General features: G+C 75.4%; 28 protein-coding genes. 11 read left to right on the plus strand and 17 right to left on the minus strand.

Annotated features, from left to right (window positions below; translation table 11 throughout):
• Positions 1-2: 2 nt before the first annotated feature.
• The 6 genes from ACFVNO_RS23510 to ACFVNO_RS23535 form a co-directional block, all read right to left on the minus strand.
• Complete coding sequence (locus ACFVNO_RS23510; protein ID WP_378895716.1) at positions 3-1,451, minus strand: FAD-dependent oxidoreductase; 1,449 nt, start codon at positions 1,449-1,451, stop codon at positions 3-5.
• 98 nt (positions 1,452-1,549) lie between these two features.
• On the minus strand, positions 1,550-3,637 hold the full coding sequence (locus ACFVNO_RS23515; protein ID WP_355268926.1) for a molybdopterin oxidoreductase family protein: 2,088 nt from the start codon (positions 3,635-3,637) through the stop codon (positions 1,550-1,552).
• On the minus strand, positions 3,634-5,034 hold the full coding sequence (locus tag ACFVNO_RS23520; protein WP_355268928.1) for a nitrate/nitrite transporter: 1,401 nt from the start codon (positions 5,032-5,034) through the stop codon (positions 3,634-3,636). Before ACFVNO_RS23520 ends, ACFVNO_RS23515 begins: the two co-directional genes overlap by 4 nt.
• Before the next feature lie 199 nt (positions 5,035-5,233).
• Positions 5,234-5,989 (minus strand): maleylpyruvate isomerase family mycothiol-dependent enzyme, encoded by a 756-nt coding sequence (locus tag ACFVNO_RS23525; RefSeq protein WP_378895719.1) that lies wholly within the window; start codon positions 5,987-5,989, stop codon positions 5,234-5,236.
• A gap of 84 nt (positions 5,990-6,073) precedes the next feature.
• Positions 6,074-6,241 (minus strand): hypothetical protein, encoded by a 168-nt coding sequence (locus ACFVNO_RS23530; RefSeq protein WP_220561249.1) that lies wholly within the window; start codon positions 6,239-6,241, stop codon positions 6,074-6,076.
• A gap of 94 nt (positions 6,242-6,335) precedes the next feature.
• Positions 6,336-6,803, minus strand: coding sequence for an Lrp/AsnC family transcriptional regulator (locus ACFVNO_RS23535; protein ID WP_220561250.1), 468 nt, complete (start codon positions 6,801-6,803; stop codon positions 6,336-6,338).
• Between the two features lie 121 nt (positions 6,804-6,924).
• Between ACFVNO_RS23535 and ACFVNO_RS23540 the strand changes: the two genes are divergently transcribed.
• Both ACFVNO_RS23540 and ACFVNO_RS23545 read left to right on the plus strand, forming a co-directional pair.
• On the plus strand, positions 6,925-7,335 hold the full coding sequence (locus ACFVNO_RS23540) for a DUF2000 domain-containing protein (protein WP_355268933.1): 411 nt from the start codon (positions 6,925-6,927) through the stop codon (positions 7,333-7,335).
• Positions 7,336-7,374: 39 nt separating this feature from the next.
• Positions 7,375-8,367, plus strand: a complete 993-nt coding sequence (locus tag ACFVNO_RS23545) for a GNAT family N-acetyltransferase (protein ID WP_355268935.1) — start codon at positions 7,375-7,377, stop codon at positions 8,365-8,367.
• Positions 8,368-8,382: 15 nt separating this feature from the next.
• Here the strand turns inward: ACFVNO_RS23545 and ACFVNO_RS23550 are convergent, their stop codons facing one another.
• Positions 8,383-8,940 (minus strand): hypothetical protein, encoded by a 558-nt coding sequence (locus ACFVNO_RS23550; protein WP_355268937.1) that lies wholly within the window; start codon positions 8,938-8,940, stop codon positions 8,383-8,385.
• Positions 8,941-9,041: 101 nt separating this feature from the next.
• Positions 9,042-9,230: a CsbD family protein gene (locus ACFVNO_RS23555; RefSeq protein WP_220561253.1), complete on the minus strand. Its 189-nt coding sequence runs from the start codon at positions 9,228-9,230 to the stop codon at positions 9,042-9,044.
• 163 nt (positions 9,231-9,393) lie between these two features.
• On the opposite strand from ACFVNO_RS23555, the gene ACFVNO_RS23560 reads away from it, so the two are divergent.
• Positions 9,394-10,179, plus strand: a complete 786-nt coding sequence (locus ACFVNO_RS23560; protein WP_378895724.1) for a DUF4253 domain-containing protein — start codon at positions 9,394-9,396, stop codon at positions 10,177-10,179.
• Between the two features lie 4 nt (positions 10,180-10,183).
• Here ACFVNO_RS23560 and ACFVNO_RS23565 read toward each other — a convergent pair whose 3' ends face one another.
• The gene (locus tag ACFVNO_RS23565; protein WP_355268941.1) at positions 10,184-10,705 is read right to left on the minus strand and encodes an NUDIX domain-containing protein; all 522 of its coding nucleotides are present in this window, start codon (positions 10,703-10,705) and stop codon (positions 10,184-10,186) included.
• A gap of 88 nt (positions 10,706-10,793) precedes the next feature.
• Positions 10,794-11,432 carry a class I SAM-dependent methyltransferase gene (locus ACFVNO_RS23570; RefSeq protein ID WP_378895726.1) on the minus strand — a complete coding sequence of 213 codons (639 nt, stop codon included), beginning with the start codon at positions 11,430-11,432 and terminating at the stop codon, positions 10,794-10,796.
• A gap of 72 nt (positions 11,433-11,504) precedes the next feature.
• On the opposite strand from ACFVNO_RS23570, the gene ACFVNO_RS23575 reads away from it, so the two are divergent.
• A complete protein-coding gene (locus ACFVNO_RS23575) occupies positions 11,505-12,404 on the plus strand; it encodes an NADP-dependent oxidoreductase (protein WP_355268945.1) in 900 nt (299 codons plus the stop codon).
• Positions 12,405-12,444: 40 nt separating this feature from the next.
• Here ACFVNO_RS23575 and ACFVNO_RS23580 read toward each other — a convergent pair whose 3' ends face one another.
• A complete protein-coding gene (locus ACFVNO_RS23580; protein ID WP_355268947.1) occupies positions 12,445-13,209 on the minus strand; it encodes a MerR family transcriptional regulator in 765 nt (254 codons plus the stop codon).
• 135 nt (positions 13,210-13,344) lie between these two features.
• Between ACFVNO_RS23580 and ACFVNO_RS23585 the strand changes: the two genes are divergently transcribed.
• Positions 13,345-14,160 (plus strand): thioesterase family protein, encoded by an 816-nt coding sequence (locus ACFVNO_RS23585; RefSeq protein WP_355268949.1) that lies wholly within the window; start codon positions 13,345-13,347, stop codon positions 14,158-14,160.
• Between the two features lie 288 nt (positions 14,161-14,448).
• Here ACFVNO_RS23585 and ACFVNO_RS23590 read toward each other — a convergent pair whose 3' ends face one another.
• Positions 14,449-15,210 (minus strand): metallophosphoesterase, encoded by a 762-nt coding sequence (locus ACFVNO_RS23590; protein ID WP_355268951.1) that lies wholly within the window; start codon positions 15,208-15,210, stop codon positions 14,449-14,451.
• Between the two features lie 105 nt (positions 15,211-15,315).
• On the opposite strand from ACFVNO_RS23590, the gene ACFVNO_RS23595 reads away from it, so the two are divergent.
• Complete coding sequence (locus ACFVNO_RS23595; protein ID WP_355268953.1) at positions 15,316-15,915, plus strand: ABATE domain-containing protein; 600 nt, start codon at positions 15,316-15,318, stop codon at positions 15,913-15,915.
• A 69-nt stretch (positions 15,916-15,984) separates the two neighbouring features.
• On the plus strand, positions 15,985-16,419 hold the full coding sequence (locus ACFVNO_RS23600) for a hypothetical protein (RefSeq protein WP_378895730.1): 435 nt from the start codon (positions 15,985-15,987) through the stop codon (positions 16,417-16,419).
• Here ACFVNO_RS23600 and ACFVNO_RS23605 read toward each other — a convergent pair.
• The 3 genes from ACFVNO_RS23605 to ACFVNO_RS23615 are packed head-to-tail and all read right to left on the minus strand — an operon-like array spanning position 16,398 to position 18,969.
• Entirely contained in the window at positions 16,398-17,279 is an 882-nt protein-coding gene (locus ACFVNO_RS23605) for a metal ABC transporter permease (protein WP_355268957.1), read from the minus strand. The genes ACFVNO_RS23600 and ACFVNO_RS23605 overlap by 22 nt on opposite strands.
• Positions 17,267-18,031, minus strand: coding sequence for a metal ABC transporter ATP-binding protein (locus tag ACFVNO_RS23610; RefSeq protein ID WP_378895732.1), 765 nt, complete (start codon positions 18,029-18,031; stop codon positions 17,267-17,269). The genes ACFVNO_RS23605 and ACFVNO_RS23610 overlap by 13 nt, the downstream gene beginning before the upstream one ends.
• The gene (locus tag ACFVNO_RS23615) at positions 18,028-18,969 is read right to left on the minus strand and encodes a metal ABC transporter substrate-binding protein (protein WP_355268959.1); all 942 of its coding nucleotides are present in this window, start codon (positions 18,967-18,969) and stop codon (positions 18,028-18,030) included. The genes ACFVNO_RS23610 and ACFVNO_RS23615 overlap by 4 nt, the downstream gene beginning before the upstream one ends.
• A 235-nt stretch (positions 18,970-19,204) precedes the next feature.
• On the opposite strand from ACFVNO_RS23615, the gene ACFVNO_RS23620 reads away from it, so the two are divergent.
• The 3 genes from ACFVNO_RS23620 (at position 19,205) to ACFVNO_RS23630 (ending at position 22,389) form a co-directional block, all read left to right on the plus strand.
• Positions 19,205-20,962: a serine/threonine-protein kinase gene (locus tag ACFVNO_RS23620; protein WP_378895734.1), complete on the plus strand. Its 1,758-nt coding sequence runs from the start codon at positions 19,205-19,207 to the stop codon at positions 20,960-20,962.
• A 99-nt stretch (positions 20,963-21,061) separates the two neighbouring features.
• On the plus strand, positions 21,062-21,541 hold the full coding sequence (locus ACFVNO_RS23625) for a GbsR/MarR family transcriptional regulator (RefSeq protein WP_378895736.1): 480 nt from the start codon (positions 21,062-21,064) through the stop codon (positions 21,539-21,541).
• Positions 21,538-22,389 carry an alpha/beta hydrolase gene (locus ACFVNO_RS23630; protein WP_355264601.1) on the plus strand — a complete coding sequence of 284 codons (852 nt, stop codon included), beginning with the start codon at positions 21,538-21,540 and terminating at the stop codon, positions 22,387-22,389. Before ACFVNO_RS23625 ends, ACFVNO_RS23630 begins: the two co-directional genes overlap by 4 nt.
• A 52-nt stretch (positions 22,390-22,441) precedes the next feature.
• Here ACFVNO_RS23630 and ACFVNO_RS23635 read toward each other — a convergent pair whose 3' ends face one another.
• On the minus strand, positions 22,442-23,068 hold the full coding sequence (locus tag ACFVNO_RS23635) for a TetR family transcriptional regulator (protein WP_355264598.1): 627 nt from the start codon (positions 23,066-23,068) through the stop codon (positions 22,442-22,444).
• A 53-nt stretch (positions 23,069-23,121) separates the two neighbouring features.
• Between ACFVNO_RS23635 and ACFVNO_RS23640 the strand changes: the two genes are divergently transcribed.
• Positions 23,122-24,069 carry an NAD-dependent epimerase/dehydratase family protein gene (locus ACFVNO_RS23640; RefSeq protein WP_378895739.1) on the plus strand — a complete coding sequence of 316 codons (948 nt, stop codon included), beginning with the start codon at positions 23,122-23,124 and terminating at the stop codon, positions 24,067-24,069.
• A gap of 4 nt (positions 24,070-24,073) precedes the next feature.
• On the opposite strand, the gene ACFVNO_RS23645 is transcribed toward ACFVNO_RS23640, so the two are convergent.
• Positions 24,074-24,742 (minus strand): winged helix-turn-helix transcriptional regulator, encoded by a 669-nt coding sequence (locus tag ACFVNO_RS23645; RefSeq protein ID WP_355264592.1) that lies wholly within the window; start codon positions 24,740-24,742, stop codon positions 24,074-24,076.
• Positions 24,743-24,766 lie beyond the last annotated feature (24 nt).

Here is a 24,766-nt window from a genome sequence, read left to right on the forward strand (position 1 = left end):
CCTCAGGACACCGGGGCCTTGGTGTCCCACCCCGACAGCAGGGCGTTGACGTCGCGCACGCACCCGCCGCAGCCCGTGGTCGCCCGGGTGGCGGCGGCGATCGACTCGCGGGTGCGCGCCCCGTCCAGCCACGCCTGCTCCAGGTCGTCGCGGGTCACCGCGTTGCACCGGCACACCACCGGCGCCGGCCGCTCCCCCGCGTCCCCGGCGGGCGCCGCGGGCACGGTCCCCTGGAGCAGGGCCAGCCGGTCGGCGGGCACCGGGGCACCGGAGTCGTGCAGCTGCGACAGCACCGCCGCGGCCTCCGGGAACCCCAGCAGCACCGAGCCCACCAGCCGGTCCGCGCGCACCACCAGCTTGGCGTAACGGCCCCCGTGCGGGTCGCTGACGGTCAGCATCTCCAGGTCCCCGCCGTCCTCCTCGTCGGTGTGCACCTCACCGAACGCCGTCAGCTCGATCCCCTCGGCCTTGAGCCGCGTCACCGGCCGCGAACCGGTGTAGCGGGCCTGCGGCTCGGTCCCGGTCAGCCGCCGGGCCAGCACCGCGGCCTGCTCCCAACCGGGCTGCACCAGGCCGGCGCCGCCGCCGGGGTGCTGGGCGCAGTCGCCGATGGCGTGCACGCGGGCGTCGGAGGTGGCCAGGGCGTCGTCCACCAGGACCCCGTGCTCCACCTCGATCCCCGCGTCCTTGGCCAGCTCGATGTTGCCGCGCACCCCGGCGGTCACCACCAGGGCGTCCCCCGGCAGCACCCGCCCGTCGTCCAGCTCCAGACCGGTGCCGGGGATCCAGCGCGAGGCCACCCGCCAGGAGTGCACCTTCACGCCCAGCGCGTCGTAGCGGCGCCGCAGGATGTCGGCGGCCGCGCGGTCGATCTGGCGGCGCATGATCCACGGCGAGGACTCCACCACCGACACCCGGGCCCCGCGGCTCTGGAGCCCCCGGGCGGCCTCCAGGCCCAGGACGCCGCCGCCCAGCACCACCACGGGGGCGCCGGGGCGCACCAGGGCCAGCAGCCGGCGGCAGTCGTCCAGGTCGCGCAGGGCGCACACCCCCTCCCCCGGGGCGCCGTCGGCGGCCGAGACCCCCGTGACGGGCGGGAAGGCCGCACGGGCACCGGTGGCCAGCACGAGCTCGTCGTAGTCCAGGCGGGTGCCGTCGTCCAGGGCGACGGTGCGCGCCGCGGTGTCCAGGGAGACGGCCGACAGGCCGGTGCGCACGGTCACGCCCGGGGTGTCGGGAACGGGCAGCCGGATCTGCTCGGCGGTGTAGTCGCCCGCCACCAGACCCGACAGCAGGACCCGGTTGTAGGCGGGGTGGTGCTCGGCCCCCACCACGGTCACGTGGACGCGCTCGCCCGCCGGGTCCAGGCGGGCCACCTCCTCGGCGAACCGGGCGCCGACCATTCCGTTGCCGACGACCACGATCCGGCGTGCACCCTGCACGGTGTTCAACTGCTGCCTCCTACGGGGTGGGGTGTCGCGCCGGACGGCGTCGGCCGGGCGGGGACGGACACGGGGCGCGGGCCGCGCGTGCCCGGGGCTCTGCGGGGTCACGGGCCCGGTTCCGGCGGGGCCGGCTCCAGGCGCACGGCGCTCACCTTGAACTCGGGCATCCGGCTGACCGGGTCCAGGGCCGGGTTGGTGAGGTTGTTGGCGGCCTGCTCCCCGGCGTAGTGGAAGGGCAGGAAGACCGTGTCGAGGCGGGCCTCGGGCTCCAGCCGCACCCGGGCGCGCGTGGCGCCCCGGCGCGAGGTGACCAGCGCCGCGTCGCCCTCGCCCAGCCCGGCACGGGCGGCCGTGTCGGGGTGCACCTCCACGTACACCTCGGGCTCGGCCCCGGCCAGCTCGGGCACCCGGCGGGTCTGGGCGCCGGACTGGTAGTGGCCCATCAGCCGCCCCGTGGTGGCGATCAGCGGGAAGGCCGCGTCGGCCGACTCGGCGGGCGGCCGGTGGGCGACCGGGACCAGGCGCGCCCGGCCGTCGGGGTGGGCGAAGGAGTCCAGGAACAGGCGCGGCGTGGGCCCGGCGCCCCGCCGCACCGGCCAGTACAGGGCCTCGCCGGCGGCCAGCCGCTCGGGGGTGACCCCGGAGTAGTCGGCCGGGGCGCCCTCGGTGGCCCGGCCGAGCTCGGCCAGCACCGCGTCGGGTTCGGTGGGGAACCGGTCGGCGGGCTGGCCCAGCCGCACCGCCAGCCCCGCCAGCACCTCCAGGTCGGTGCGCACCCCCTCGGGCGGCGCGAAGGCGCGGTTGCGGCGCAGCACCCGCCCCTCCAGGTTGGTCATGGTGCCCGACTCCTCCGCCCACTGGGCGACCGGCAGCACCACGTCGCCCAGGGCCGCCGTCTCCGACAGCACGAAGTCGGCGGTGACCAGCAGGTCCAGGGACTCCAGCCGGGAGCGCACCCGGGTGCTGTCGGGGGCCGACACCACCGGGTTGGAGCCGAACAGCAGCAGGGCGCGGGCGCCGCCGCCCTCCCCCAGGGAGTCCAGCAGCTCGAACGCGGAGCGGCCCGGCCCGGGCAGGGCGCCCGGGTCCACCCCCCACACCGCCGCCACGTCGGCGCGGGCGGCGGGGTCGTCGATACGGCGGTAGCCGGGCAGCTGGTCGGCCTTCTGGCCGTGCTCGCGGCCGCCCTGGCCGTTGCCCTGCCCGGTGATGCACCCGTACCCCGACCCCTCGCGGCCGGGCAGTCCCAGCGCCAGGGCCAGGTTGATCCAGGCGGTGACGGTGTCGGTGCCCTTGGCGTGCTGCTCGCTGCCCCGGCCGGTGAGGATGTAGGCCGAGCGCGCCCGGGCGGCGGCCCCCAGCACGTCGGCGGCCTCGCGCAGGCGGACGGCGGGCACCCCGGTGACCTGCTCGGTGCGCTCGGGCCACCAGGCGGCGGCGTGCGCCCACGCGTCCTCGAACCCGGTGGTGCGCTCGTCCAGGTAGGCGCGGTCGATCCAGCCCCGCACCCCGGCCAGGTGCAGCAGCCCCAGGGCCAGCGCCAGGTCCGTGCCCGGCCGCGGGGCCAGGTGCAGGCCGCCGTTGTCCAGGGCCACCCGGGCGGTGGCCGAGCGGCGCGGGTCGATGACGATCAGGCGCGGCGCCGACAGGTGGCCCATCATCGGCGGCATGGTCTCGGCCGGGTTCGCGCCCGCCAGCAGGACGACCTCGGAGGCGCCCACGTCGGTCAGCGGGAACGGCATCCCCCGGTCCAGGCCGAACGCCCGGTTCCCCGCCGCGGCCGCCGAGGACATGCAGAACCGGCCGTTGTAGTCGATCTGGGAGGTGCCCAGGGCCAGTCGGGCGAACTTGCCCAGGGTGTAGGACTTCTCGTTGGTCAGCCCCCCGCTGCCGAACACGGCCACGGAGTCCGGGCCGTGCTCGGCGCGCAGCGCCAGCAGGCGCTCGGCGACGTGGTCCAGCGCGGTGTCCCAGTCGACCTCGCCGAACTCCCCCGTGCGGTCCTTGCGCAGCAGGGGGCGGGTGAGGCGGTCGGGGACGCCCAGGACCTCGGCGGAGGTCCACCCCTTGCGGCACAGCCCGCCACGGTTGGTGGGGAAGGGGGCCGGCCGGGCGGCGGGGCGGCCGTCCGGACCGGTCTCCAGGTGCATGGCGCACTGCAGCGCGCAGTAGGGGCAGTGGGTGGTGGTCATCGCTGCGCGGACTCCACGGCGTCGTCGGTGCGGTCGGCGGCGCCGGGGGCGGCGGTGCGGGGGCGGCGCAGGTAGACCGCCCAGGTGACCGCGGCGCACACCAGGTAGAAGCCGAGGAAGGCGAGGAACCCGGGGGCGGCCGACTCCGTCATCCGGAAGGACTCGCGGAAGACCAGGTTGATGGCCACACCGCCCAGGGCGCCCATCGCCCCGATCAGCCCCAGCATGGAGCTGGCGATGCGCTTGTTGTAGGAGTGGGCCTCCAGGGGGTCCTCGCCCCGCGAGACCGCGTCCTGGGCCCGGGCCGCGTAGATGGACGGGATCATCTTGTACGTCGAGCCGTTGCCCAGGCCGGTGAGGACGAACACCACCCCGAAGGCGCCCACGAACAGGGGCAGCGAGTCGGCGTTGATCGCGAACACGACCACCGCGGTGCCCGCGACCATCGCCAGGAAGTTCCACAGGGTGACCCGGGCGCCGCCCAGCCGGTCGGCCAGGCGCCCGCCCACCGGGCGGACCAGCGAGCCGATGGCCGGGCCCAGGAAGGTGATGGAGGCCGCCTGGAGGGGCTCCAGCCCGAACTGGTTCTGCAGCAGCAGGCCGAAGGCGAACCCGAACCCGATGAAGGAGCCGAAGGTGCCCACGTACAGGAACGACATGATCCAGAAGTGCCGGTCCCGGGTCGCCGCCAGCTGCGCGGCCACATCGGTGCGGGCACCGGTGAGGTTGTTCATGTGCCGGAAGGCGACCCAGATGGCCAGGAGTAGGAAGGGTACGTAGAAGAGCGGCACCAGCCGGGCGCCGTCGAGGGTGAACAGGGCGATGACGCCCAGGCCCACCAGCTGCACCGTGGCCACGCCGATGTTGCCGCCGCCGGCGTTCAGGCCCAGCGCCACCCCCTTCTCCCGCTCGGGGAAGAAGAAGTTGATGTTGGCCATGGACGAGGAGAAGTTGCCCCCGCCCAGCCCGGCCGTCGCCGCCAGGACCACGAACACCCAGTAGGGGGTGTCCGGGCTGCCGATCAGGTACACGGCCAGCAGGGTGGGCAGCAGCAGCGCGGCCGCCGAGATGATGGTCCAGTTCCGGCCGCCGAAGAACGGCACCGCCAGGGTGTAGGGGACGCGCAGGACCGCGCCCACCAGGGAGACCACCGACACCAGCAGGAACTTCTGCTCCGGGGACCAGTCGAACCCCGTCTGGGGGGTCATGAACAGCACCAGCACCGACCACAGGCTCCACACGGAGAAGCCGATGTGCTCGGAGAAGATGGACGCCCACAGGTTGCGGCGGGCGGTGCGGCGGCCTCCGTCGTTCCAGAAGGCGGTGTCCTCGGGATCCCAGTGGGAGATCCAGCTCTTGCCCGTGCGCGGTGCGCGGCGGCCTGTCTCGGGGGTCACGGCCGGCCCTTCCTGTTCGGTGTCGGCTGACGTTATCGAAGGTAGGAAGGGTGCGTTGCCTGGACGTGTCGGGCCGTAACACGGGGGAAACAGTGGGCTCACCCGGAGGCCGGGGCGTCCGTGAGAACCCCCTGTTCGCGCAGGTTACCGGCGGTACCGAAGGCCCGGGTGTGGCCTTCGACACCTGTGTCACCTCGCCTCAGCCGACCCGGGCCGACCCCCGCCACGCCTTCAGGGCGCGCCGGTCCCCGGCCAGGGCGCCGGGGCCGGGCTCGGCCCGGTTCCACAGCACCGGGTACAGCTCGGCCGCCGGCGCGGCCAGGACGGCGTCGGGGGCGTCGGTGTCCCCGCGGGTCGGGGACGAGCCCTGCGGGGTCATGGCCGCGGTCCAGGCGTGGCCGGTGTCGGTGGAGCGCACCGCCAGGGTCAGCGGCGGGTCGGAGGCCGGCCGGTTCCCGGGCCGGGCCAGGAAGCCCATGAGGAGTTCGTCGACGCCGTCGGCCGCGACCTCGGGGGCGACCGCCGGGTCCGGCGCGTTCGCCGGAGGGCGCAGCGCGCTCTGGGCGTCGATGCGGTGGACGGTCGTCTCGTGGCACTGCCGCCGGGCCCAGAACGCCAACGGGGAGGGGGCCGGCAGGAAGGCGAAGCACTCGGTGTCGGGGGCGGCGCCGGTGAGCGTGGCGACCAGGGCGGCGTGCCCCTCGCGGAACCAGGCCAGGAGGCGGGCGTCCTGCGGCAGGTGGCCGTCGGGGGCGGCCTGCGGGGGCGGGCCGCCGTTGCCCGAGGCCACGTGCGAGGCGGCCCAGCGGTGGACGCGGCCGGTGTGGGCGAGCAGGTCGCGGACCGTCCACCCGGGGCAGGTGGGGACGGGGGCGTCGAGCCCGGCGCGTTCGGCGGCCTCGGCCAGGAGGCGGCCCTCGGCGGCCAGGGCGTCGATGTGGTGGGGAATGTCCATGGGGACATCCTGGCCGGGGGCGCCGGGGCCGGACCGCCCCGGGGTGCCCTCGGCGGCCGCCCGCCCCCGGCACGGGCGGCGGGGTCAGGAGTCGTCGCGCTTGGAGCCGGCGGCCGACGCCCCGGCCCCGAAGGCCACACCCAGGGCCACACCCATGGCGATCCCCAGCGCGATGTTGTCGAAGAGCATGCCGAAGACGATGCCGAAGGCCACGCCGAGCGGCAGGGAGAAAGCGGCGTTCTTCGCGTTCATGGGCGGCCTTTCCGGGCGGTACGGGTTCCCCCCTCTGACGCACCCGACCCCCAGCCGGTTCCCCCGCCCCGCGTGCGCACCCCCTTTTCCCGGCTCAGCCGGTGCCGGGCTCCAGCGGCTCGGCCACCGTCTTCACGACGCTGTCGTAGATGATCTGGCTGCGAAAGCCCGCCACCTCCCGGCGCTCGGTGAGCCGGTCGATGAGGAAGGAGTGCAGCGCGTCCAGCGACGGCGCGGACACGTGGACCAGGAAGTCGTGCTCCCCCGCGACCACGTACACCGCCGACACCTCCGGCAGGGCGTGCATCGCCGCCTTGAAGCCCTCGATCGCCCGGCGGCTGGGCGGGCGCAGCTGCACCGACACGAACGCCTGCACCCGGCGGCCCAGTGCCTGCGGGTCGATGTCGGCGTGGAAGCCGCGGACGACGCCGCGCCGCCGGAGCAGGCGCACCCGCTCCAGACAGGTGGAGGGCGCCACCCCCAGCTTCGCGGCCAGCGCCCGGTTGGTCTGCCGCGCATCGCGCTGGAGTTCGCGCACGATCGCCGAATCTAGTTCGTCCACGGTCCGTTCCCCGCCCCTCGCTCCGAATGATGTTCGGCATTGCACCACCGACGGCCTCCGCCTGTCTAGCCTGATGCGCGTCCACTTGGCGGATGAACGGAACACGGGAGCGGGGCGGACCATGGCAATGGACACCAAGATCGTCGTCGTACTGCGCGAGGACCTGCCGCCCGGGCAGGCGGCCAACGCGGGCGCGGTGCTCGGGCTCGCACTGGGCGGCCGGCTGGAGCACTCGGTGGCGGCCGACGGCAAGGACGCGGGCGGGCGGGTGCACGCCGGCCTCAACCCGCACCCGGTGCCCACCCTGACCGCCACCGGGGAGCGGCTGCGCGAGATCAAGGAGGAGGCCGAGGACCGGGGTCTGCTGGTGGTCGGGTTCAACGAGGTGGCCCGCCGCTCGCGCGACTACGTCGCCTACCTGGACGCCCTGGCCGACACCGCCCCGGAGGAGGTGGAGTACACCGGACTGGCGCTGCTGGGGGCGCGAGGGGAGGTCAACAAGCTCACCAAACGGCTGCCCTTGCTGCGCTGAAGCGGGACAGGGGCGGGGGTGGTGTGAAACGGTGGACGTGTGAGTCCAGTGGTGGAGGTCTTCGATCCCCTCACGGCCGCCCCCGCCGACCTGGCGGCGTGGAGCGCGGTCCATGTGGCGGGGCGACGTGAACTGTCCGCAAGCGCCCCCGAGCCCGACGAACTGGCCCAGCGGCTGGGGCAGGGGCGCGGCGGCCGGGCCTGGCGGTGGGCGGCCCGCCCCGACGAGGGGGGACCGATCCTGGGCACCGCCGAGTTGCGGCGCCAGCCCCACGACGAGGGCATCGGGTTCCTGCGGCTGTTCGTGGACGCGCCCGCCCGCCGCCGCGGCCTGGGCACCCGGCTGCGCGCGGCGGCCGCCGCGCGGGCCCGCGCCGAGGGCATGACCCGGCTGCAGAGCACCGTCCTGGCCGGCCGGGCCGGGGAGGCGTTCGCCCGCACCAGCCCGAACCTGCGCACCCTGCTGCACCTGGAACTCCAGGTGCAGACCTTCGACGAGGAGACCCTCCAGCGGTGCTGGCGGCTGGCGTCGGCGCCCAAACGCGGGTACCGGATCACCCACTGGGTGGGGTCGGCGCCCCCGGCGCTGGTGAAGTCCTTCGGCGAGGTGATGAACCACCTGCTGGACGCGCCCGGCGCCGCCTTCCAGGAGGAGCCGCGCCGGTGGGGCCCCGACGACGTGCGGGCCTGGGAGCGGCGGATCACCGAGGACGGCTCGCGGCTGCTGGTGGGCGCGGTGGTCGACCGGTTCTCCGACGAGGTGGTGGCGGCGACCGTGTGCACCGTGACGCACGGGCCGGTCGCCGACCAGCACGACACCGCCGTGCTGCCCGCCCACCGGCGGCGGGGCCTGGCCAGCAGGGTCAAGGCCACCCAGACCCTCCGTGTGCACGACAACTTCCCGCACGTGCAGGCGATGGCGGTGACCCTGAACCGGGAGAACACCGCGATGCTCCAGGTCAACCGGCTGCTGGGCTACGAGAAGACCGCCGAGCGGCTGCTGGTGGAGGAGGACCTCACCGCACAGGGCTGAGGCGCCCGGGCCCGGTCACCGGCGGGCCGTCAGGCGCAGCAGGTCCTCGAGGGAGGCCACGCTCTCCACCTGGGCGTCGGTGAGCCCGTCGATCAGGCGGCGGTAGGCCTGGGCCTGCGCGGTGGTCGGCATGCGGCCCGCGTACACCTCGGGCAGGCTCAGCTCCATCCCGCACACCGCGCGCGGCGCATACCGGTGCGGGTGGCGGGCCACCGTCCAGGCCACCCGCACCGCGTGCTCGTTGCGCGGCGCGACGGCGGGGCGGTCGACCTCTCGGGCGGCGTACCGGTTGCCGTCGGCCAGGTCGCAGGGGGCGCAGCCGCGCTCCCCCGACCCCAGGGGCGCACCGCAGTCGGGGCAGGCGAGCAGGTCCAGGGCGGCGTCCACGACGCGCCACTCGAACCGGTCGGGCGCGTCGGCGACCAGCGCGGCCAGGTCGCGCTCGGCCGGGGTGCCCGGGGCCGCGCCCCACTCGGCCAGGGTCCGTTCCCAGGCGCGGTCGGCCTCGGCGGCGATGGCCGCCACCGTCTCGGCCAGCGCGGGGGCGCGCCAGCGGGTGCGGGTGATGTTCACCGGGGTACGGTAACCGCCCCCGGCCGCCCCGTGCCAGGCGTTTTCCCGCCCCCGGGCACGTGAGGGGCCCCGCCCTTCCGGGCGGGGCCCTCACACCGCGCTCAGCGGTTCTTGTCGTCGGAGGTGAAGGCGTCCTTCACCTTCTCGCCGGCCTGCTTGAGCTTGGCCTTGTTCTGCTCGACCTTGCCCTCGGCCTCCTGCTCGCGGTTGCCGGTGACCTTGCCCGCCTGCTCCTTGGCCTTGCCGCGGAGCTCGTCGAACTTGTTCGGGCCCTTGTTCTCCTCGGCCATCGTGTCCTCCTTCGATACGGGTTCAACGGGGCCACTGACCGTTCCGCCGGACTTCATGCATCGCCACGTCCCGCACACTCCTTCCCCGGGGGTGGAACGGCACGAAAGTCGGTACTCTGCCTGCGCGATCCGAGCGTGGTCGAAGGAAGACGAGGAACCCCCTATGGACCCCCAGGCCGACATCTCCATCCAGCTCCCGCCGGGCAAGCCCGCTCTCTCCGGGGCCGGCGAACCCGTCATGTGGATCAGCGACGGCACCGCCCCCGACGGGCTGTGGCAGGAACTGCGCGCCGCCCACGCCGACTCGGGGTGGTGGCCGCTGCTGCTGACCTCCATGAGCGACGAGGACGGCGACCGCCCCTGGGAGACCGGCGAACTCTCCCCGCCCGCCCCGGGCACGGCCGCCGACCACGACGTGGAGGCCGTCCTGGCCAAGGCCTGGAGCGGCTCCACCGAGGTCGACGAGGAGTACGACCACCTCGTCCCCGAGCAGCGGCTCGCCGTCACCGCCCCCCACGGCCTCACCTGGCCGGGCCTGGCCCCCGAGGCGCCGCTGACCGCCGACCCCGGCGAGTGCGCCGACCGCAGCGCCGCCTGGCTCGCCCAGCGGCCCGACCCCCGCCTGGGCCTGGTCCGGGCGGCCTCCGGCGCCGAGGCGCTCAGCGTCATCGGCTGGCAGGGGGCGGTCAACCACGGCCTGGACGTCACGGCGATCTCCGCGGTCCTGGCCGACTGGGAGCGCCGGTTCGGGACGCGGCTGGTGATGGCCGGGTTCGACACCCTGGTGCTGAGCACGGCCTCCGTCGTCACCGACCGGGAGCGGGCGATGCGCGTGGCCGCCGAGCACTTCGCCCTGTGCCCCGACAACGTCTGGCAGGGCACGGGCAGCCTGGAGTCCTACGCCGAGTCGCTGATCGGCGACGAGACCTGGTCCTTCTGGTGGGACTGACCGCTCACGCCCGGCAGAGCAGGTAGAGGAGGGCGCTGACGGTGGTGGCGCCGACCAGCTCGCCGCGGGCGATCAGCGCGGGGACCTCCGCCAGCGGCACCCAGTCCCGGCGCTCGGACTCCCAGGCGTCGGCGGGCTCGCCCACGTGCACCGCGTCGTCGGTGACGAACACGTGGTGCTCGCTGTCGGTGAGGCCGCTGGAGGGCTGCACCCGCAGCAGCGGCTCCAGGGTGCCCGGCCGCCAGCCCGTCTCCTCCTCCGCCTCACGGGCGGCGGCCGCGCACGGGTCCTCGCCCTCGTGGACGCCGCCCATGGGGATCTCATAGCCCCAGGTGTCGGTGATGAACCGGTGCCGCCACAGCAGCAGCACCCGGCCGCCGTCGCGCAGCACCGCCCCCGCGCCGCGGGGGCGGCGGATCAGCCGGTGGTCGAGGTGCCGGCCGTCGGGGAGCTCGACGTCGGCGACGCGCACGTCCAGCCACGGGTCGGTGTAGAGGGGGCGCTCCGAGTGGACGGTCCAGCGCACGGGCGGCTCACTTCCCAGTGAATTCGGGCGTTATGTGGATTTTCCTGTGGAACTGTGCACCGTGTCCGCGCCGACACGCCACCCGTTTTCAGCCTTCCGCCCGCCACAGCAGGGAGTGGCGCCAGAACAGGTGCCGCCGCAGCCGCACCCCCGGCAGGATCCGGCCCGCCACGCGGGCGATCTCGGGCAGTGTCATGGCGGCCGGCGCGGTGCGGGCCGTCATCGCCTCCGGGCGCGGGCGGCGCCCGCGCGCCCAGCCCACGGCGAGGTTGGCCGGGACGGCGGCGGCGCCCAGCAGGTGGTCGGTGAACTGCGACGGCTCGTGCACGCCCAGCACCAGCAGCGTCCCGCCCGGGGCGAGCCGGTCGCGCATACGCTCCAGGGCCGGGGCGAACGGCAGGTGGTGCAGCACCGCCACGCAGGTGACGACGTCGAAGGGCCCCTCGGGCAGGTCCTCGGCGGCGTCGGCCACCCGGAAGGAGACGCCCGGGCACCGCCCCGTCGCCGCGCGGGCCAGGTCCACCACACGCGGGTCGGCGTCCACCCCCACCACCTCCGCGGCCCGCCCGGCCAGCGCCCGCACCAGGTCGCCGGTGCCGCAGCCCACGTCCAGGGCGCGGTCCACGCGCGCCGGGAGCTGTTCCAGGAGCCACCGGTGGTAGTGGGCGTTGTGGTCCCAGGGGTGGGCGTCGTTGAACCGGTCGGCGGCGGCCAGGAGTCCGGGCATGTCTCCTCGTTCGGGACGGGGGCGGGGCGGGCACGTTAGGTTAGACCACCCGTGGGACGAGAGGAACGCCCGATGCACACTGTCCGTTTCGCCGAGTACGGCGCCCCGTCGGTGCTCACCGTCGAGGAGGCCGACCGCCCCGAACCCGGGCGCGGGCAGGTACGGGTGGCGGTCAAGGCGGCCGGGGTCAACCCCTTCGACGTCAAGGTGCGCTCGGGCGCCATGCGGTTCGGGACCCTGCCGCGCGGCCTGGGCTCGGAGGTCGCCGGAACGGTCGACGCCCTGGGCGAGGGCGTCACCGACACGGCGGTGGGCGAGGCGGTGGCGGGCTGGGCACTGACCGGCGGATACGCCGAGTACGCGCTGGTGGGGACCTACGCGGCCAAGCCCGAGGAACTGGACTGGGCGCAGGCCGCGGCGCTGCCGGTGGCCGGGGAGGCGGCGCTGCGCGGACTGCGGGAGCTGGCGCCCCGCAAGGGCGAGACGCTGCTGGTGCACGGGGCGTCCGGAACGGTCGGGGCGATCGCCGTGCAGTTCGCGGTGGCTGACGGGGTGACCGTTGTCGGCACCGCCGGGGAGGCGAACCTGGAGCGGGTGCGTGCGCTGGGCGCGATCCCGGTCGCCTACGGCGAAGGGCTGGCCGACCGGGTCCGCGAGGCCGCCCCCCAGGGGGTGGACGCGGTGCTGGACGCCGCCGGGCACGGGGTGCTGCCGGACGCGATCGCGCTGCGCGGCGGCACCACAGAGCGGATCGTCACCCTGGCCGACGGCGCCGCCCAGGAGCTGGGGGTGCGGTTCTCCTCCGGCGGCGCGGCGGGGCAGACCCCCGAGGTGCTGCGCACCCTGCTGGACGCCCAGGCCCAGGGGCGGCTGGTGATGCCCGAGCCCCGCCTGATGAGCCTGGCCAACGCCGCCCAGGCCCACGCCGAGCTGGAGGCGCACGGCTCGGGCAAGATCGTCCTCATCCCCTGAGCCCGCGTCCCCCGCCCCGGGGCCCCGGGGCGGGGGACGGTCAGGCGCGCTCGCGGCGGTCGGCGTTGGCGGCGAAGGCCTCGCGCAGGTAGAGGCTCAGCCCCGGGGCGCCGGCGTCGATGGTGGCGGTGAACCGCTCGTCGTCGACGTACAGGGCGCCCAGGCCGCGGTGGATCTCGGTGGTGCAGTCGTAGTACCAGCGGGTGATGTGCTCGCGGTGGCGCTCGGCCAGGTCCATGGCCCGCTCGCCGTCGGCGGGCGCCCCCTCGGCCATCGCGTCGGCCAGGGCCCGGTAGATCTCGGCGGCCTCGGCCTGGTTCCGCTGCCAGTCCTCCTTGGTGTAGGAGCCCACCTTGCGCTGGGACTGCGCGTAGGCCTCGCAGCCGCCCCAGCGCCGTTCGGCCTCGGCGGAGTGGGACTCCACGTCGAAGTCGCCGAAGAGCTCCAGGCGTTCCTCGGGGGTGATGTTCAGTTCCATGGTGTCGGCCTCCAGCAGGAGTTCCAGGCTGCGCGCCAGGGCGCGCAGGCGTTCGATGCGTTCGGTGACCAGCCCGTGCTGGCGCAGCAGGTGGGAGCGGGTGTCGGCGGCGGGGTCGTCGAGGATCCCGGCGATCTCCTCCAGGCCGAAGCCCAGCTCCCGGTAGGTGAGGATGCGGCGCAGCCGCTCCAGGTCCCCGTCGCTGTAGCTGCGGTAGCCGGAGGGGGTGCGCTCGGCCGGGACGAGCAGCCCGATCCGGTCGTAGTGGTGCAGGGTGCGCACGGTCTGCCCGCTCAGGCGGGCGACCTCGCCCACGGTGCGGCCCATCGGCCCTCCTTGTGTCCGCGCAGGTGACGGGGGTGTTCCCGGTGTCTTCGACGCTAGGCCCTGACGCCGCGTCAGGGTCAACCCGTTTCGCGCCCGCGCCCCCGACCGGTTCCTACTCGTCGGTAACATTGCGGCATGAGCCCTGACCCCATCACCGAGCAGTACCGGTTCGACCGCGACACCCGCGTGGAGAAACTGGCCGACGGCGAGTTCGCAGCCACCCTCACCGACGCCTGGACCACCTTCACCTCCCACCCCAACGGCGGGTACGTCCTGGGCACCGCCCTCAACGCCCTGCGCCAGAACCTCGGCCAGCCCGACCCGCTGGCCGTCTCCGCGTTCTTCCTGCGCCCCGCCGCGCCGGGCCCGGCCACCGCCCGCACCGAGGTGATCCGCGAGGGCCGCCGCACCGCCACCGGCCAGGTGGTCCTGGAGCAGAACGGCAAGGAGGTCATCCGCGCCACCGCCACCTACGGCGACCTCACCCCGAACCCCGCCGCCCGGGTGCTGACCCTGGACACCCCGCCCGACCTGCCCGCACCCGGGGACTGCCCCGTCCCCGACGAGTTCGCGGACAAGCCCGACGGGCTCGGCATCGCCCACAGCGTCGAGTACCGCTACCCCACCCGCCCCGGCTGGCTGGACGGCAAGAAGGACGGCCGCCCCCACGCCGAGTTCTGGATGCGCTTCGCCGACGGCCGCGAACCCGACGTGCACGCACTGCCCGCCATGGTCGACTTCGCCCCGCCCGCCGTCCTGGACATCGGAGAGTTCACGACCATCACCGTCGAGCTGAGCGTCCACGTGCGCGCCCGGCCCGCCCCCGGCTGGCTGGCCTGCCGCGTCTTCACCAAGCACGTCTCCGGCGGCCTGCACGAGGAGGACATGGAGATCTGGGACTCCACCGGGACCCTGGTCGCCCAGTGCCGCCAGCTCGCCATGCTCCTCTGACCGGGACCGGCGACTCCCCCCACTCGCCTAGAATCCCAACGGGTCCGACGGCGCCCGGCCCGACCTGCCCGGGCCCGTCGAACCGGGAAGCGCTCCGACCAGGCCGCGCCCGCGCGGCCACCGGTTCGGTCGGGACCTTCCGCCCGACGGGGCCGCCACCGACTCGTGGCGGCCCCGAAGTGCTCCCCGGCACCGCCGCCTCCCGCGCACACGACCCGCCCCCCGTCGACATGACCCGACCGGCGAAAACGTGGCGCCACTCCCCGCGCGCACGGCGCGCCCGCCCGCTCAGACCTCTGCCCCGGCGCGCATCACCGCGCGGAAGTGCGTGCTCAGCCGCTGGTCCTCGTCCAACAGGTGGAACGCCACCCCCGGCGGCTGGGTGCGGTCGGCGGCCGGCTCGCCCTCCCAGGGCATGCGCAGCGTCCACGTCACCCCCGGCGCCAGCAGCAGCGGCCGCCCCGCGAACATCGTCGCGCCACCGGTGTGCATGTGGCCCACCAGGATGCCCGCCACCCGGGGGTGGGCGCGCAGCAGCCCCGCCAGGTCGTCGGCGTTGCCCAGGCGCATCGAGTCCGGCAGCGGGTGGTGCATCCGCACCGGCGGGTGGTGGAAGGCCAGCAGCGCCGGGACGTCCGCCGGCAGATCGCTCAGCGTCTCGTTGATCCACACCAGCGTGGCCGTGTCCAGCCGCCCGCCGTCCTCGCCCGGAATGGTGGAGTCGCAGGCCAGCACCGCCGCCCCCGCCACGTGGTGCACCCGGTTGAACGGCTCCGCCGACGCCCCCTCCCCCAGCAGGTGCGTGCGCAGCCCCGCCCGGTCGTCGTGGTTGCCCGGGCACACGATCACCGGGAACGGCAGGTCCAGCAGCCGGGCCGCCTCCTCGTACTCCTCGCGCGCGGGGGTGTCGGCGATGTCCCCCGTGACCAGCAGGGCGTCCGGGGCCTGCGGCAGGTCGCGCAGGTAGGCCACGGTGCGCTCGGCGCGCTCGGTGGCGCGCTCGGAGCCGTCCAGGTGCAGGTCGCTGATGTGCGCGAGAAGAAGAGTCATCGGGGTCCTTTCCGGGTTCACCGGAGACGAGGTTCTAACGGATAAGTTAGTGTTAACCGTTAGAACGCTAGCCCGTGGGGAAGGATGCGGGCAAGTGGGGTTGCGGTGAACGAACGGGGGATCATGGACGGCCGACTGGCACTCGAACTGGCCGGGACGATCCGCCACGACGGCTCCGGCGTGGCGGACGACCTGGACGGCGTCGAGGGGACCGCGCACTGGCTGGCCGCCGCGGCCCACCTGCTGCCCGAGGGCGCGGCACCGCCGGTGGACGAGGAGCTGCACGCCCAGGTGGTGACCCTGCGCGGGGCGGTGCGCACGCTGTTCGCCCGGGTGGTCGGCACGGCCCGGCCCGGCCCCGCCGACACCCGCCTGCCGCCCCCCGACCGGGAGGCGCTCGCCCTGCTCAACGCGGCGGCGGCCCGCCAGGCGGTGGTGCCCCGGCTGCGCTGGGAGGGACCGGACGTGCCCACCGTGGAGTTCGCCCCCGGCGGGGGCTGCCCGGACACCGTCGCGGCACTGGCCCGCGCCGCCATCGCCTTCCTGGAAGGGCCCGACCGCGAACGGCTGCGGGTCTGCACCGCCCCGCGCTGCGAGCGCTACTTCGTCCAGGCCCACGGACGCCAGCAGTGGTGCGGCACCTCCTGCGGCAACCGGGCCCGCGCCGCCCGCCACTACCGCCGCCACGCCGCCGCCCGCACCTGAACCGGGCACCTGCCCGCCCGGCCCACGGCGCGGGCGCCGACCGTCGCGGGGATGCGGTGTACTGGCTCCATGCCGATCTACGACTACCTCGCCGCCGCCGACGACACCGCGGCCGCCGCCCTGCTGGAGGCCGACCTCGCCGAGGCCGGCGTGCCGCTGCTGTCCGTCAAGGGGGTCGACCCCGCCGTCGACCTGGGCGGGCTGGAGGCGGCCCTGACCGGACTGTCGGCCGACGAGGTCGGCCGGGACCCCCGGGCGGCGGCGCTGCTCACCGACCCGGCCCACGGCGGCATGTGGATGATGACGCTCACCGACCGGCTGCGCGACGCCCTGGCCGCGGCCACCCCCTCCGAGCGGGAGCGCGCCGCGGCCGCGTGGGCGGCCGGCCTCCTCCCGGACGGCGCCGACACCTCGGGCCCGGCCGGCTTCACCGAAGCGCTCGCCGACCTGGCCCGCACCGCGGCAGCCCGGGGACACCGCCTCTACTGCCGGGCCGTGCTCTGACCCGCGGGCCGGCGCCGCCGCCGGCCCAGAACACCGTGCAGCGGCGAGAACAGGTAGGCCAGCGCGAACGCCGTCGCCTGCGCCAGCACCACGGACCCGCCGGTGGACACGTTCAGGTGGTAGCTGGCGAACACCCCCGCCACCGCCGCCACCACGGCGACCCCCACCGAGATCGCCAGCATCCGCTCGAACCGGTCGGTGAGCAGGTAGGCGGTCGCCCCCGGGATGATCACCATGGCCACCACCAGGATGATCCCCACCGCCTGCAGCGCCACCACCACCGTCACCGCGAGCAGCCCCAGCAGCAGCGTCTCCAGCAGGCGCGGGTTGATCCCCACCGCGTGGGCGTGCACCCGGTCGAACGCGTACAGCGTCAGGTCGCGGTGCTTGAACCACACCACGCCCAGCACCACCGCCGCCAGCACCAGGATCTGCGCGATGTCGGCGTCGGACACCCCCAGCACGTTCCCGAACAGGATGTGCCCCAGGTCGGTCTGGCTGGGCACCGCCGACACCAGCACCAGCCCCAGCGCGAACATCGCGGTGAACACCACCCCGATGACCGCGTCCTCCTTGACCCGGGAGGTGCGGTTGACCACCCCGATCAGCGCCACCGACCCGGTGCCGAACACCAGGGCGCCCAGCGCGAACGGCAGCCCGAACATGTACGACAGCACCACCCCCGGCAGCACCGCGTGGGAGACCGCGTCCCCCATGAGCGACCAACCCACCAGGGTCATCCAGCACGAGAGCACCGCGCACACCACCCCGGCCGCCACGGCCACCAGCAGCGCCCGGCGGACGAAGTCGAACTGCACCGGCACGGCGAACCAGTCGACGACCGCGGTCAGCGCCTCCACCGCTCCCCCTCCTCCTCGACGTGGACGCCGAAGGCCTCCATGACGGTCTCCGGACGCAGCACCTCCTCGGGCGCGCCCCGGGCGACGACGCGCCGCTGCAGCAGCACCGCCTCGTCGCACAGCTCCGGCACCCGGGCCAGGTCGTGGGTGGACAGCAGCAGGGTGCGGCCCTCGTCGCGCAGCCTGCGCAGCAGCGCGGTGATGGTGGCCTCCGACCCCTTGTCGACCCCGGCGAAGGGCTCGTCCAGCAGCAGCACGTCGGCGCCCTGGGCCAGGGCGCGGGCGACGAACGCCCGCTTGCGCTGGCCGCCCGAGAGCGCGCCGATGCGGCGCTCGGCCAGGCCCGCCAGGTCGGTGCGCTCCAGCGCGTGCTCCACCGCCTCGCGGTCGGCCGCGCGCGGGCGCCGGCGCGGCCCCATGCGCCCGTAGCGGCCCATCATGACCACCTCGCGCACGCTCACCGGGAAGTCCCAGTCGACCTGCTCGGTCTGGGGCACGTACCCCACCAGCCCCCTGCGGCGGGCGGTGGCGCCGTCCAGGCCCAGCAGCCGCACCCGGCCGCGGTCGGCGCGCACCAGCCCCAGGACGGTCTTGAACAGGGTGGACTTGCCCGAGCCGTTGGTGCCCAGCAGTCCGCAGATCCGGCCCGGCCCCACCGACAGGGACACCCCGTCCAGGGCGAGCACGTCGCCGTAGTGGACGGTGGCGTCCACGACCTCCACGGCGGGCGCCGGGGGCGCCGCGGCGCTCACGGCCGCCCCCCGGCGAGCCCGGCCACGATGGCCTCGGCGTCGTGGCGCAGCAGGTCCAGGTAGGTGGGCACGGGACCGCCCCCCTCCGACAGGGAGTCGACGTACAGGGGTCCGGCGAGCTCGGCCCCGGTCGCCCGGGCGACCGAGCGCTGGGTGCCGTCGTTGACGGTGCTCTCGCAGAACACCGCGGGCACCCCGTTGTCCTCGACGTACCGGGTGACCTCCGCGATGCGCTGCGGGGTGGCCTCGCTCTCGGCGTTGACCGGCCACAGGTACATCTCGGCGAGCCCGGCGTCGCGGGCCAGGTAGGAGAAGGCGCCCTCGCAGGTGACCAGGGCGCGGGCGGGCTCGGGGACGGAGCCCAGCTCCTCCTCCAGGTAGTCGCCGACCTCGGTGATCTCGGCCTTGTAGGCCTCGGCGGCGGCCGTGTACCCGGCCTCGCCCTCGGGGTCCAGCCCGATCAGGGCGTCGCGGATGTTGTCGACGTAGACCAGGGCGTTGTCGGGGGACATCCAGGCGTGCGGGTTGGGCTCGCCCTCGTAGTCGCCGGAGGAGATGGGGATGGTCTCCACGCCTTCGGAGAGCACGGCGGTGGGGGCGTCCACCCGTTCGGTGAACCGGGCGAACCAGGCCTCCAGGCCCAGGCCGTTCTCCAGGATCAGGTCGGCGTCCTGTCCGCGGACGAGGTCGTCGGGGACGGGCTCGTAGCCGTGGATCTCGGCGCCGGGGCGGGTCAGGGAGGCGACCCGGACGCGGTCGCCGGCGACGTTCTCGACCATGTCGGCCAGGACCGTGAACGTGGTCAGGACCAGGGGGCGCCCGTCGTCGGCGCCGGCGGAGGAGCCCGCGGAGGAGGAGCAGGCGGTCAGGGCCAGGGCGAGGACGAGCGGAGCGGCGGCCCAGCGCGGTGAAGGGTTCCAATCTCTGAAGTTCGGCACACCTAACTTTTTACCACGTACGGGCGAAACCATGCGTGTCGGACGTGGCGTCCCCCATTCCCGCCCCCGTCGGCGCCCCGGCCCTCCCAGCTCAGGCCGGTGCGCACCCGCCGACGGGCGAAGGCCCCGCCCCGGGGGCGGTCCGGGGCGGGTGCGCACATCACTACAATCGTGCCCTGGCCGCCCCCCGTGCGCGCCTTTTCCGTACACGACGGCCCGCACCCGAGGGAGCCCGATGGGGTCCGAGACCGAACCCGAGCGCCTGCTGCGCGAGCGCTACCGCCTCACCGCCGAACTCGGCCGCGGGGGGATGGGACGGGTCTGGAAGGCCCACGACGACGACCTCAACCGCACCGTCGCCGTCAAGGAGATCCTGTTCGGCCCCGGGCTGAGCGAGGAGGAGCGGGCCCGCGCCGCCACCCGCGCCCGCCGCGAGGCCCAGGCCGCCGCCATGGGGTCGCACCCCAACATCGTCACCGTCCACGACGTCTTCGAAGAGGACGGCCGCCCCTGGATCGTCATGGAGTTCCTCACCGGGTGCTCCCTGTACGAACTGGTCCGCCGGGAGGGCGTCCGCCCCGCCCACGAGGTCGCCCGGTGGGGCCTGGACCTGCTCAGCGCCCTGGACACCGCGCACCGGCAGGGCATCACGCACCGGGACGTCAAACCCGAGAACGTCATGGTGACCGACAGCGGACGGGTGGTGCTCACCGACTTCGGCATCGCGACGATCGCCGACACCACGGCCGTCACCCAGACCGCCGGGATCATGGGGTCGCCCGCCTACCTGCCCCCCGAACGCCTCTCGTCGGGACCGGCCACCCCCGCGGGCGACCTGTGGTCGCTGGGGGCGACCCTGTACCTCGCGGCCACGGGGATGTCCCCGTTCCGCCGCGAAGGGGTCCCGGCGACCCTCAACGCCATCCTCCACCAGGAACCGCCGGAACGGCTGGCCCCGGGGCCGCTGCGCGAGGCGGTGCACGGACTGCTGGCCAAGGACCCGCAGCGGCGCCTGGACGCCCGGCGCTGCCGGGCGCTGCTGGAGGCCGGCACGGCCCCCGCGGCCACGGCCCCCGTCCCGGCGGCGGCACCGCAGGTCCCCCCGCCCGGCACCGGACCCCAGGCGCCGGCCGCACCGCCGGCCCCTGTCGGCCCCCCGCCGCAGCCCGGCCCCGCAGCGGCCGGCACCACCCGGCAGGTCGCCCTCACCGGCTCCTTCATCCCGCCCCGCACCGCCCCCACCCTCCCGGTCCAGCCCCCGCCCCCGGGCGCCCCCGACGGGCACCCCCGGCCCCGCGCGGACCGGCCCGCCCCGCGCGGCCGCCTCTCCTGGCCGGTGGTGGTCCTGACCCTGGGCCTGGCCCTGGTCGTCGCCGGGGCCGCCGTCCTGGTGGTGGTCGACCCCTGGGGCGCCCCCACCGGGACCGCCCTGTCCGGCACCGGCCCCGGCGACGGCGCGCCCTCCGACGACGCGGACGCCGCCGACACCACCGCCGCCGACGCCACCCCCGGGACCGGGCAGACGCAGGAGGAGCCGCAGGAGCCCGTCCACAGCGGCATGACCTGGACACCGGACCCCGAGAACGGCTTCTCCGTCCTGGTGCCCGACGGGTGGATCCGCCGGGTCGACGGCACCAGCGTCTTCTACGACTCCCCCACCGACGCCACCTACCTCCAGATCGACAGCGCCGAGCACCCCACCGAGGACGAGTACCAGCACGTGCTCGACCAGGAGCAGGGGGTGATCGACTCCGGGCGGCTGCCGGACTACCGGCGGATCCTGGTCGAGGACGTCACCGACCGCACCCCCTTCCAGTCGGCCGCCGACTGGGAGTTCGGCTGGACCGGCGACGGGCAGCAGCGCCGCGTCCTGGCCCGCAACATCACGGTCTCCCCCGGCGTGTACTACACCGTCGCCTGGGCCGGCCTCGAAGGGGACTGGGCCGGGTACGAGGACATGCGCGCGGCCGCCCTGGACTCCTTCGCCCCCTGACCCGCCCCGGTGCCGTCGGCGGCCGCCGACGGCACCACGGGCCCCGCACACCCATTACCGTTGTTGCAGTCATGACTGCAACGACGGTAATCTGGCCGCATGAGCGCACCCACCGACGACGAGGCCGCCTTCGTGGACGAGGTCGCCGCGTTCTTCGCCCGCGAGGGCCTGCCCCTGATCTCCGGCCGGGTGGTCGGCTGGCTGCTGATCTGCGACCCGTCCGAGCAGAGCCCCGCCCAGATCGCCGAGGCCCTCCAGGTCAGCCGCAGCTCGCTGAGCACCGCCGCCCGCCTGCTCACCCCCAGCGGCCTGGTCGAGACCGTGCGCCGCCCCGGCGACCGCAACGCCTACCTGCGCATCTCCGCCGACGGGTGGAGCCGCATGCTGGAGCGCCGCTACGCCCAGGCCTCCGGCTTCCGCGAGGTCACCGAGCACGGGCTGCGCGTCCTGCGGGACGCCTCCGCGCAGCGCCGCGAGCGCCTGGCCAACGTCAACGAGCTGTACCGGTTCCTGGAGTCGGAACTGCCCGCCCTCTTCCAGCGCTGGCAGCAGACCCGCGGAAAGGACCCCGCACCGTGACCCACGACCCCTTCGACCGCACCGTCATCACCCGCCCCGAAGGCCCCCTCAGCGTCGCCGTCGCGGGCGACCAGGGCCCGCCGGTCCTCCTGCTGAGCGGCGCGGGACAGGACAACGCCCTGCTCAGCTGGCGGCACCTGATCCCCGCCCTGGCCGCGGACCACCGCGTGTTCGCCCCCGACTGGCCCAAACAGGGCCGCAGCCGCCCCTGGCGGGGCACCGCCGACCACGGCGTGCTGCTGGGCGTCATCGACACCGTCCTGGACCACTTCGCCCTGGACCGGGCCGCCCTGGTGGGCCTGTCCCAGGGCGGCGCGCTCACCCTGGCCTACGCCATCGAGCGCCCCCGCCGGGTGGAGCGCCTGGTGGCGATCGCCCCCGCCGGAACGCTCTCCTTCCCGCCCGTGGTGCACCAGCTGCTGTGGCTCACCGCCCGCAGCCGGTTCCTCAACACCACCCTGCCCGGGATGATGCTGCGCTCGCGCGCGGGCGTGGAGCGCTTCGTGCGCTCCGCCCTGATCCCCGGGCCCGTCGAGGACTTCGACGCCATCGTGGACGAGGTCCTCCAGGAGGCCCGGACCAACGGAACGGGCTCCTCCGACTGGCAGAACGCCTCCATCGGCCCCATCCGCATGAACGTGGACCTGCGCCCGCGCCTGGGCGAGATCTCCTGCCCGGCCCTGTTCGTCCAGGGCGACCGCGACATCGGCGTCGCCCCCGCCCGCACCGCCGCGGCGGCCGCGGCGGTGCCCGGGGCGCGGCTGGAGGTGGTCCAGGGGGCCGGGCACTGGGTCAACCGCCAGTGCCCGGACCGCGTGGCCGAACTGGTCCGCGGCTTCCTGGCCTGACCCCCGGGCCGTTCAGGACCCCGTGGCCGGAACCGGGCAGGGCGGCCCCCGGTCAGGACCGGACCACCTGGAGCAGCAGCGCGTCGGCGGTGTGCTCGCGCCACCACTCCACCGAGCGGCCCAGGTGCACGGTGTACAGGGTGAACAGCTCCGGGGAGAGCAGGCCGACCATGAGGTCGGCGGCCTGTTCGGCGTCCAGCCCGGGGCGCAGCGCCCCCCGGTCGGCCAGGGCGCCGGCGAAGACCCGCTGCACGGTACGGCGCTGCTCGACGTTGGTACGCCACAGCCCGGCGAGGTCGGGGTCGGCGGCCCCGCCCCGCACCGCCTCCAGAAGCCCGGCGACCCGCTCCATCACCGCACCGGTCCCGGCCACCTGCAGGCGCACCTGGCCGCGGGCGTCGGGGGCGGCCAGCGCCTCGCGCACCCAGGGGCGCTCCAGAGTCGGGACGGGCTCGGCGTCCCCGGCCACGGCCTGGTCCACGGCCTCCCCGAGCACCGCCGCCTTGGTCTTGAACGTGTAGTACACCGTCTGCACGCCCACCCCCGCCTCGGCGGCGATCGCCGCGACGCTGGTGGCGGCGTACCCCCGCTCGGTGAACAGGGCGGCGGCGGCCCGCGCGATCCGGGCGCGGGTGGCCAGGGAGCGGGCGGTGCGCCCGTCGACGGCGTGCGTGTCCATGGCCACGATCCTAGGACTTGACTGTAGTGCCACTCCGCATATCTATTTGGAGTATGACTACAAGAACTCTGCGGGTGCTGGTCCTGGGCGGCTACGGCGCGGTGGGCGCACCCGCCACGGCCGCACTGCGCGCGGCCGGGCACACCTGCCTGGCCGCCGGACGCGACCCCCGCCGCGCCGACCTGCCCCTGGACCTGACCCGCCACGACGACTACCGCGACGCCCTGGAGGGGATCGACGTCGTGGTCAACGCCGCCGGGGCCGAGGACCCCGCACTGGCCGCGATCGCCGCCGACCACGGGGCGGCCTTCGTCGACCCCACCGCCACCGCCGGCTACACCGCCCGGCTCGAACGCCTGGCCCCGCGCGCGCCGGTGCTGCTCAGCGTGGGCCTGGCCCCGGGCCTGACCACCCTGCTCGCCGCCGACCTGCACGCGGCCCACCCGGGCACCGCCCCCATCGACGTGGCCGTACTCCTGGGCGAGGGCGAGGCGCACGGGGCGGCCGCCACCGCGTGGACCCTCGGACTGCTCGGCCGCTCCTTCCCCGACCCGGCCACCGGGGAGACGGTGCGCAACCTGTCCCGGGGCGCACGGCTCGACCTGCCCGGACAGGGGCGGCGACGGCTGCTGCGCGCCGACTTCGCCGACCAGCACGTGCTCACCCGCGACCTGGGCCGCCCGGTCCGCACCCACCTGGGGCTGGACTCCCCCGCCCTGACCCGGGGCCTGGGGCTGCTGGCCCGCCTGCCCGGCGCGGGCCGCCTGCGCGGGGTCCCGCACCTGCCGGGCACGGACGCCTGGACGGCGGCCGCCCGCAGCGGCCCCCACCTGCGCCGGGCGCGCGGCCGCGGCCAGTCCCGGGCCACCGCCCTGGTGACCGCCCACGCGGCGGCCCTGGCCGCGGACCTGCCGCCGGGCGTGCACCACCTGCACCGGGTCACCGCACTGGCCGACCTGCCCGCCCTGCCCGGCGTCACCCTGGACCCCCGCGGCGCCTGAGCCCCTACCCGGCAGAAGGGGGCGGCGCCGCGGCCGCGACGAGGCGCTCCAGCAGGCCCGGATCGCCCTCGACCTCCAGCCGGCCCGCGGCGACCGCGCCGGCCACAGGCTCCTCCCGCGCCAGGACCCGCCGCCAGGTCTCCTTGGTGGTGCGCACCACCACGTCCGCCCCCTCCGGGTCCCGCCCCCGGGCCAGGTGCGCCAGCCGCCCCCGCTCGACACCGATCCGGTAGCGCTCGCGCCCCAGCAGCACGTCGTAGCGCGCCGACCAGGGCTCGTGCCCCTCGGGCGGGGCGAAGAAGGTCCGCAGGCCCAGCATCACGGAGTCGGCGCTGACCTGCCCCGACAGCGGCACGACCGGGGAGCGCACCCCCCACCGGGCCAGCGCCCGGAAGACCGGCTCCAGCTCCGCGCCCCACTCGGTCAGCTCGTACACCCGGCCCGCCGCCGGGGGCTCCGGCTCCCGGCGGCGCAGGACGCCGACGGCCTCCAGGTCCTTCAGGCGCTGGGAGAGCACGGTGGGCGCGATGGCGGGCAGCGCCTCCTGCAGGTCGCTGTAGCGGCGCGCCCCCAGCCGCAGCTCCCGGACGACGAGCAGCGCCCACCGCTCGCCGACCAGGTCCAGGGAGTGCGCGATCGGGCACCCCTCGCCGTAACTCCGCTTACCGGGCACTTGTCCTCCTCACGAAACTATGAA

Origin of the sequence: Nocardiopsis sp. NPDC057823, assembly GCF_042797335.1 — a bacterium.
GTDB lineage: Bacteria > Actinomycetota > Actinomycetes > Streptosporangiales > Streptosporangiaceae > Nocardiopsis > Nocardiopsis changdeensis.

What these genes read in the sequence shown, in the direction of transcription:
- ACFVNO_RS23530 (WP_220561249.1), bottom strand. Translation starts at nt 6,241, where the DNA reads ATGAACGCGAAGAACGCCGCTTTCTCCCTGCCGCTCGGCGTGGCCTTC.
- ACFVNO_RS23525 (WP_378895719.1), bottom strand. Translation starts at nt 5,989, where the DNA reads ATGGACATTCCCCACCACATCGACGCCCTGGCCGCCGAGGGCCGCCTC.
- ACFVNO_RS23590 (WP_355268951.1), bottom strand. Translation starts at nt 15,210, where the DNA reads ATGACTCTTCTTCTCGCGCACATCAGCGACCTGCACCTGGACGGCTCC.
- ACFVNO_RS23575 (WP_355268945.1), top strand. Translation starts at nt 11,505, where the DNA reads ATGCACACTGTCCGTTTCGCCGAGTACGGCGCCCCGTCGGTGCTCACC.
- ACFVNO_RS23600 (WP_378895730.1), top strand. Translation starts at nt 15,985, where the DNA reads ATGCCGATCTACGACTACCTCGCCGCCGCCGACGACACCGCGGCCGCC.
- ACFVNO_RS23585 (WP_355268949.1), top strand. Translation starts at nt 13,345, where the DNA reads ATGAGCCCTGACCCCATCACCGAGCAGTACCGGTTCGACCGCGACACC.
- ACFVNO_RS23620 (WP_378895734.1), top strand. Translation starts at nt 19,205, where the DNA reads ATGGGGTCCGAGACCGAACCCGAGCGCCTGCTGCGCGAGCGCTACCGC.
- ACFVNO_RS23560 (WP_378895724.1), top strand. Translation starts at nt 9,394, where the DNA reads ATGGACCCCCAGGCCGACATCTCCATCCAGCTCCCGCCGGGCAAGCCC.
- ACFVNO_RS23625 (WP_378895736.1), top strand. Translation starts at nt 21,062, where the DNA reads ATGAGCGCACCCACCGACGACGAGGCCGCCTTCGTGGACGAGGTCGCC.
- ACFVNO_RS23635 (WP_355264598.1), bottom strand. Translation starts at nt 23,068, where the DNA reads ATGGACACGCACGCCGTCGACGGGCGCACCGCCCGCTCCCTGGCCACC.
- ACFVNO_RS23515 (WP_355268926.1), bottom strand. Translation starts at nt 3,637, where the DNA reads ATGACCACCACCCACTGCCCCTACTGCGCGCTGCAGTGCGCCATGCAC.
- ACFVNO_RS23540 (WP_355268933.1), top strand. Translation starts at nt 6,925, where the DNA reads ATGGCAATGGACACCAAGATCGTCGTCGTACTGCGCGAGGACCTGCCG.
- ACFVNO_RS23570 (WP_378895726.1), bottom strand. Translation starts at nt 11,432, where the DNA reads ATGCCCGGACTCCTGGCCGCCGCCGACCGGTTCAACGACGCCCACCCC.
- ACFVNO_RS23555 (WP_220561253.1), bottom strand. Translation starts at nt 9,230, where the DNA reads ATGGCCGAGGAGAACAAGGGCCCGAACAAGTTCGACGAGCTCCGCGGC.
- ACFVNO_RS23640 (WP_378895739.1), top strand. Translation starts at nt 23,122, where the DNA reads ATGACTACAAGAACTCTGCGGGTGCTGGTCCTGGGCGGCTACGGCGCG.
- ACFVNO_RS23580 (WP_355268947.1), bottom strand. Translation starts at nt 13,209, where the DNA reads ATGGGCCGCACCGTGGGCGAGGTCGCCCGCCTGAGCGGGCAGACCGTG.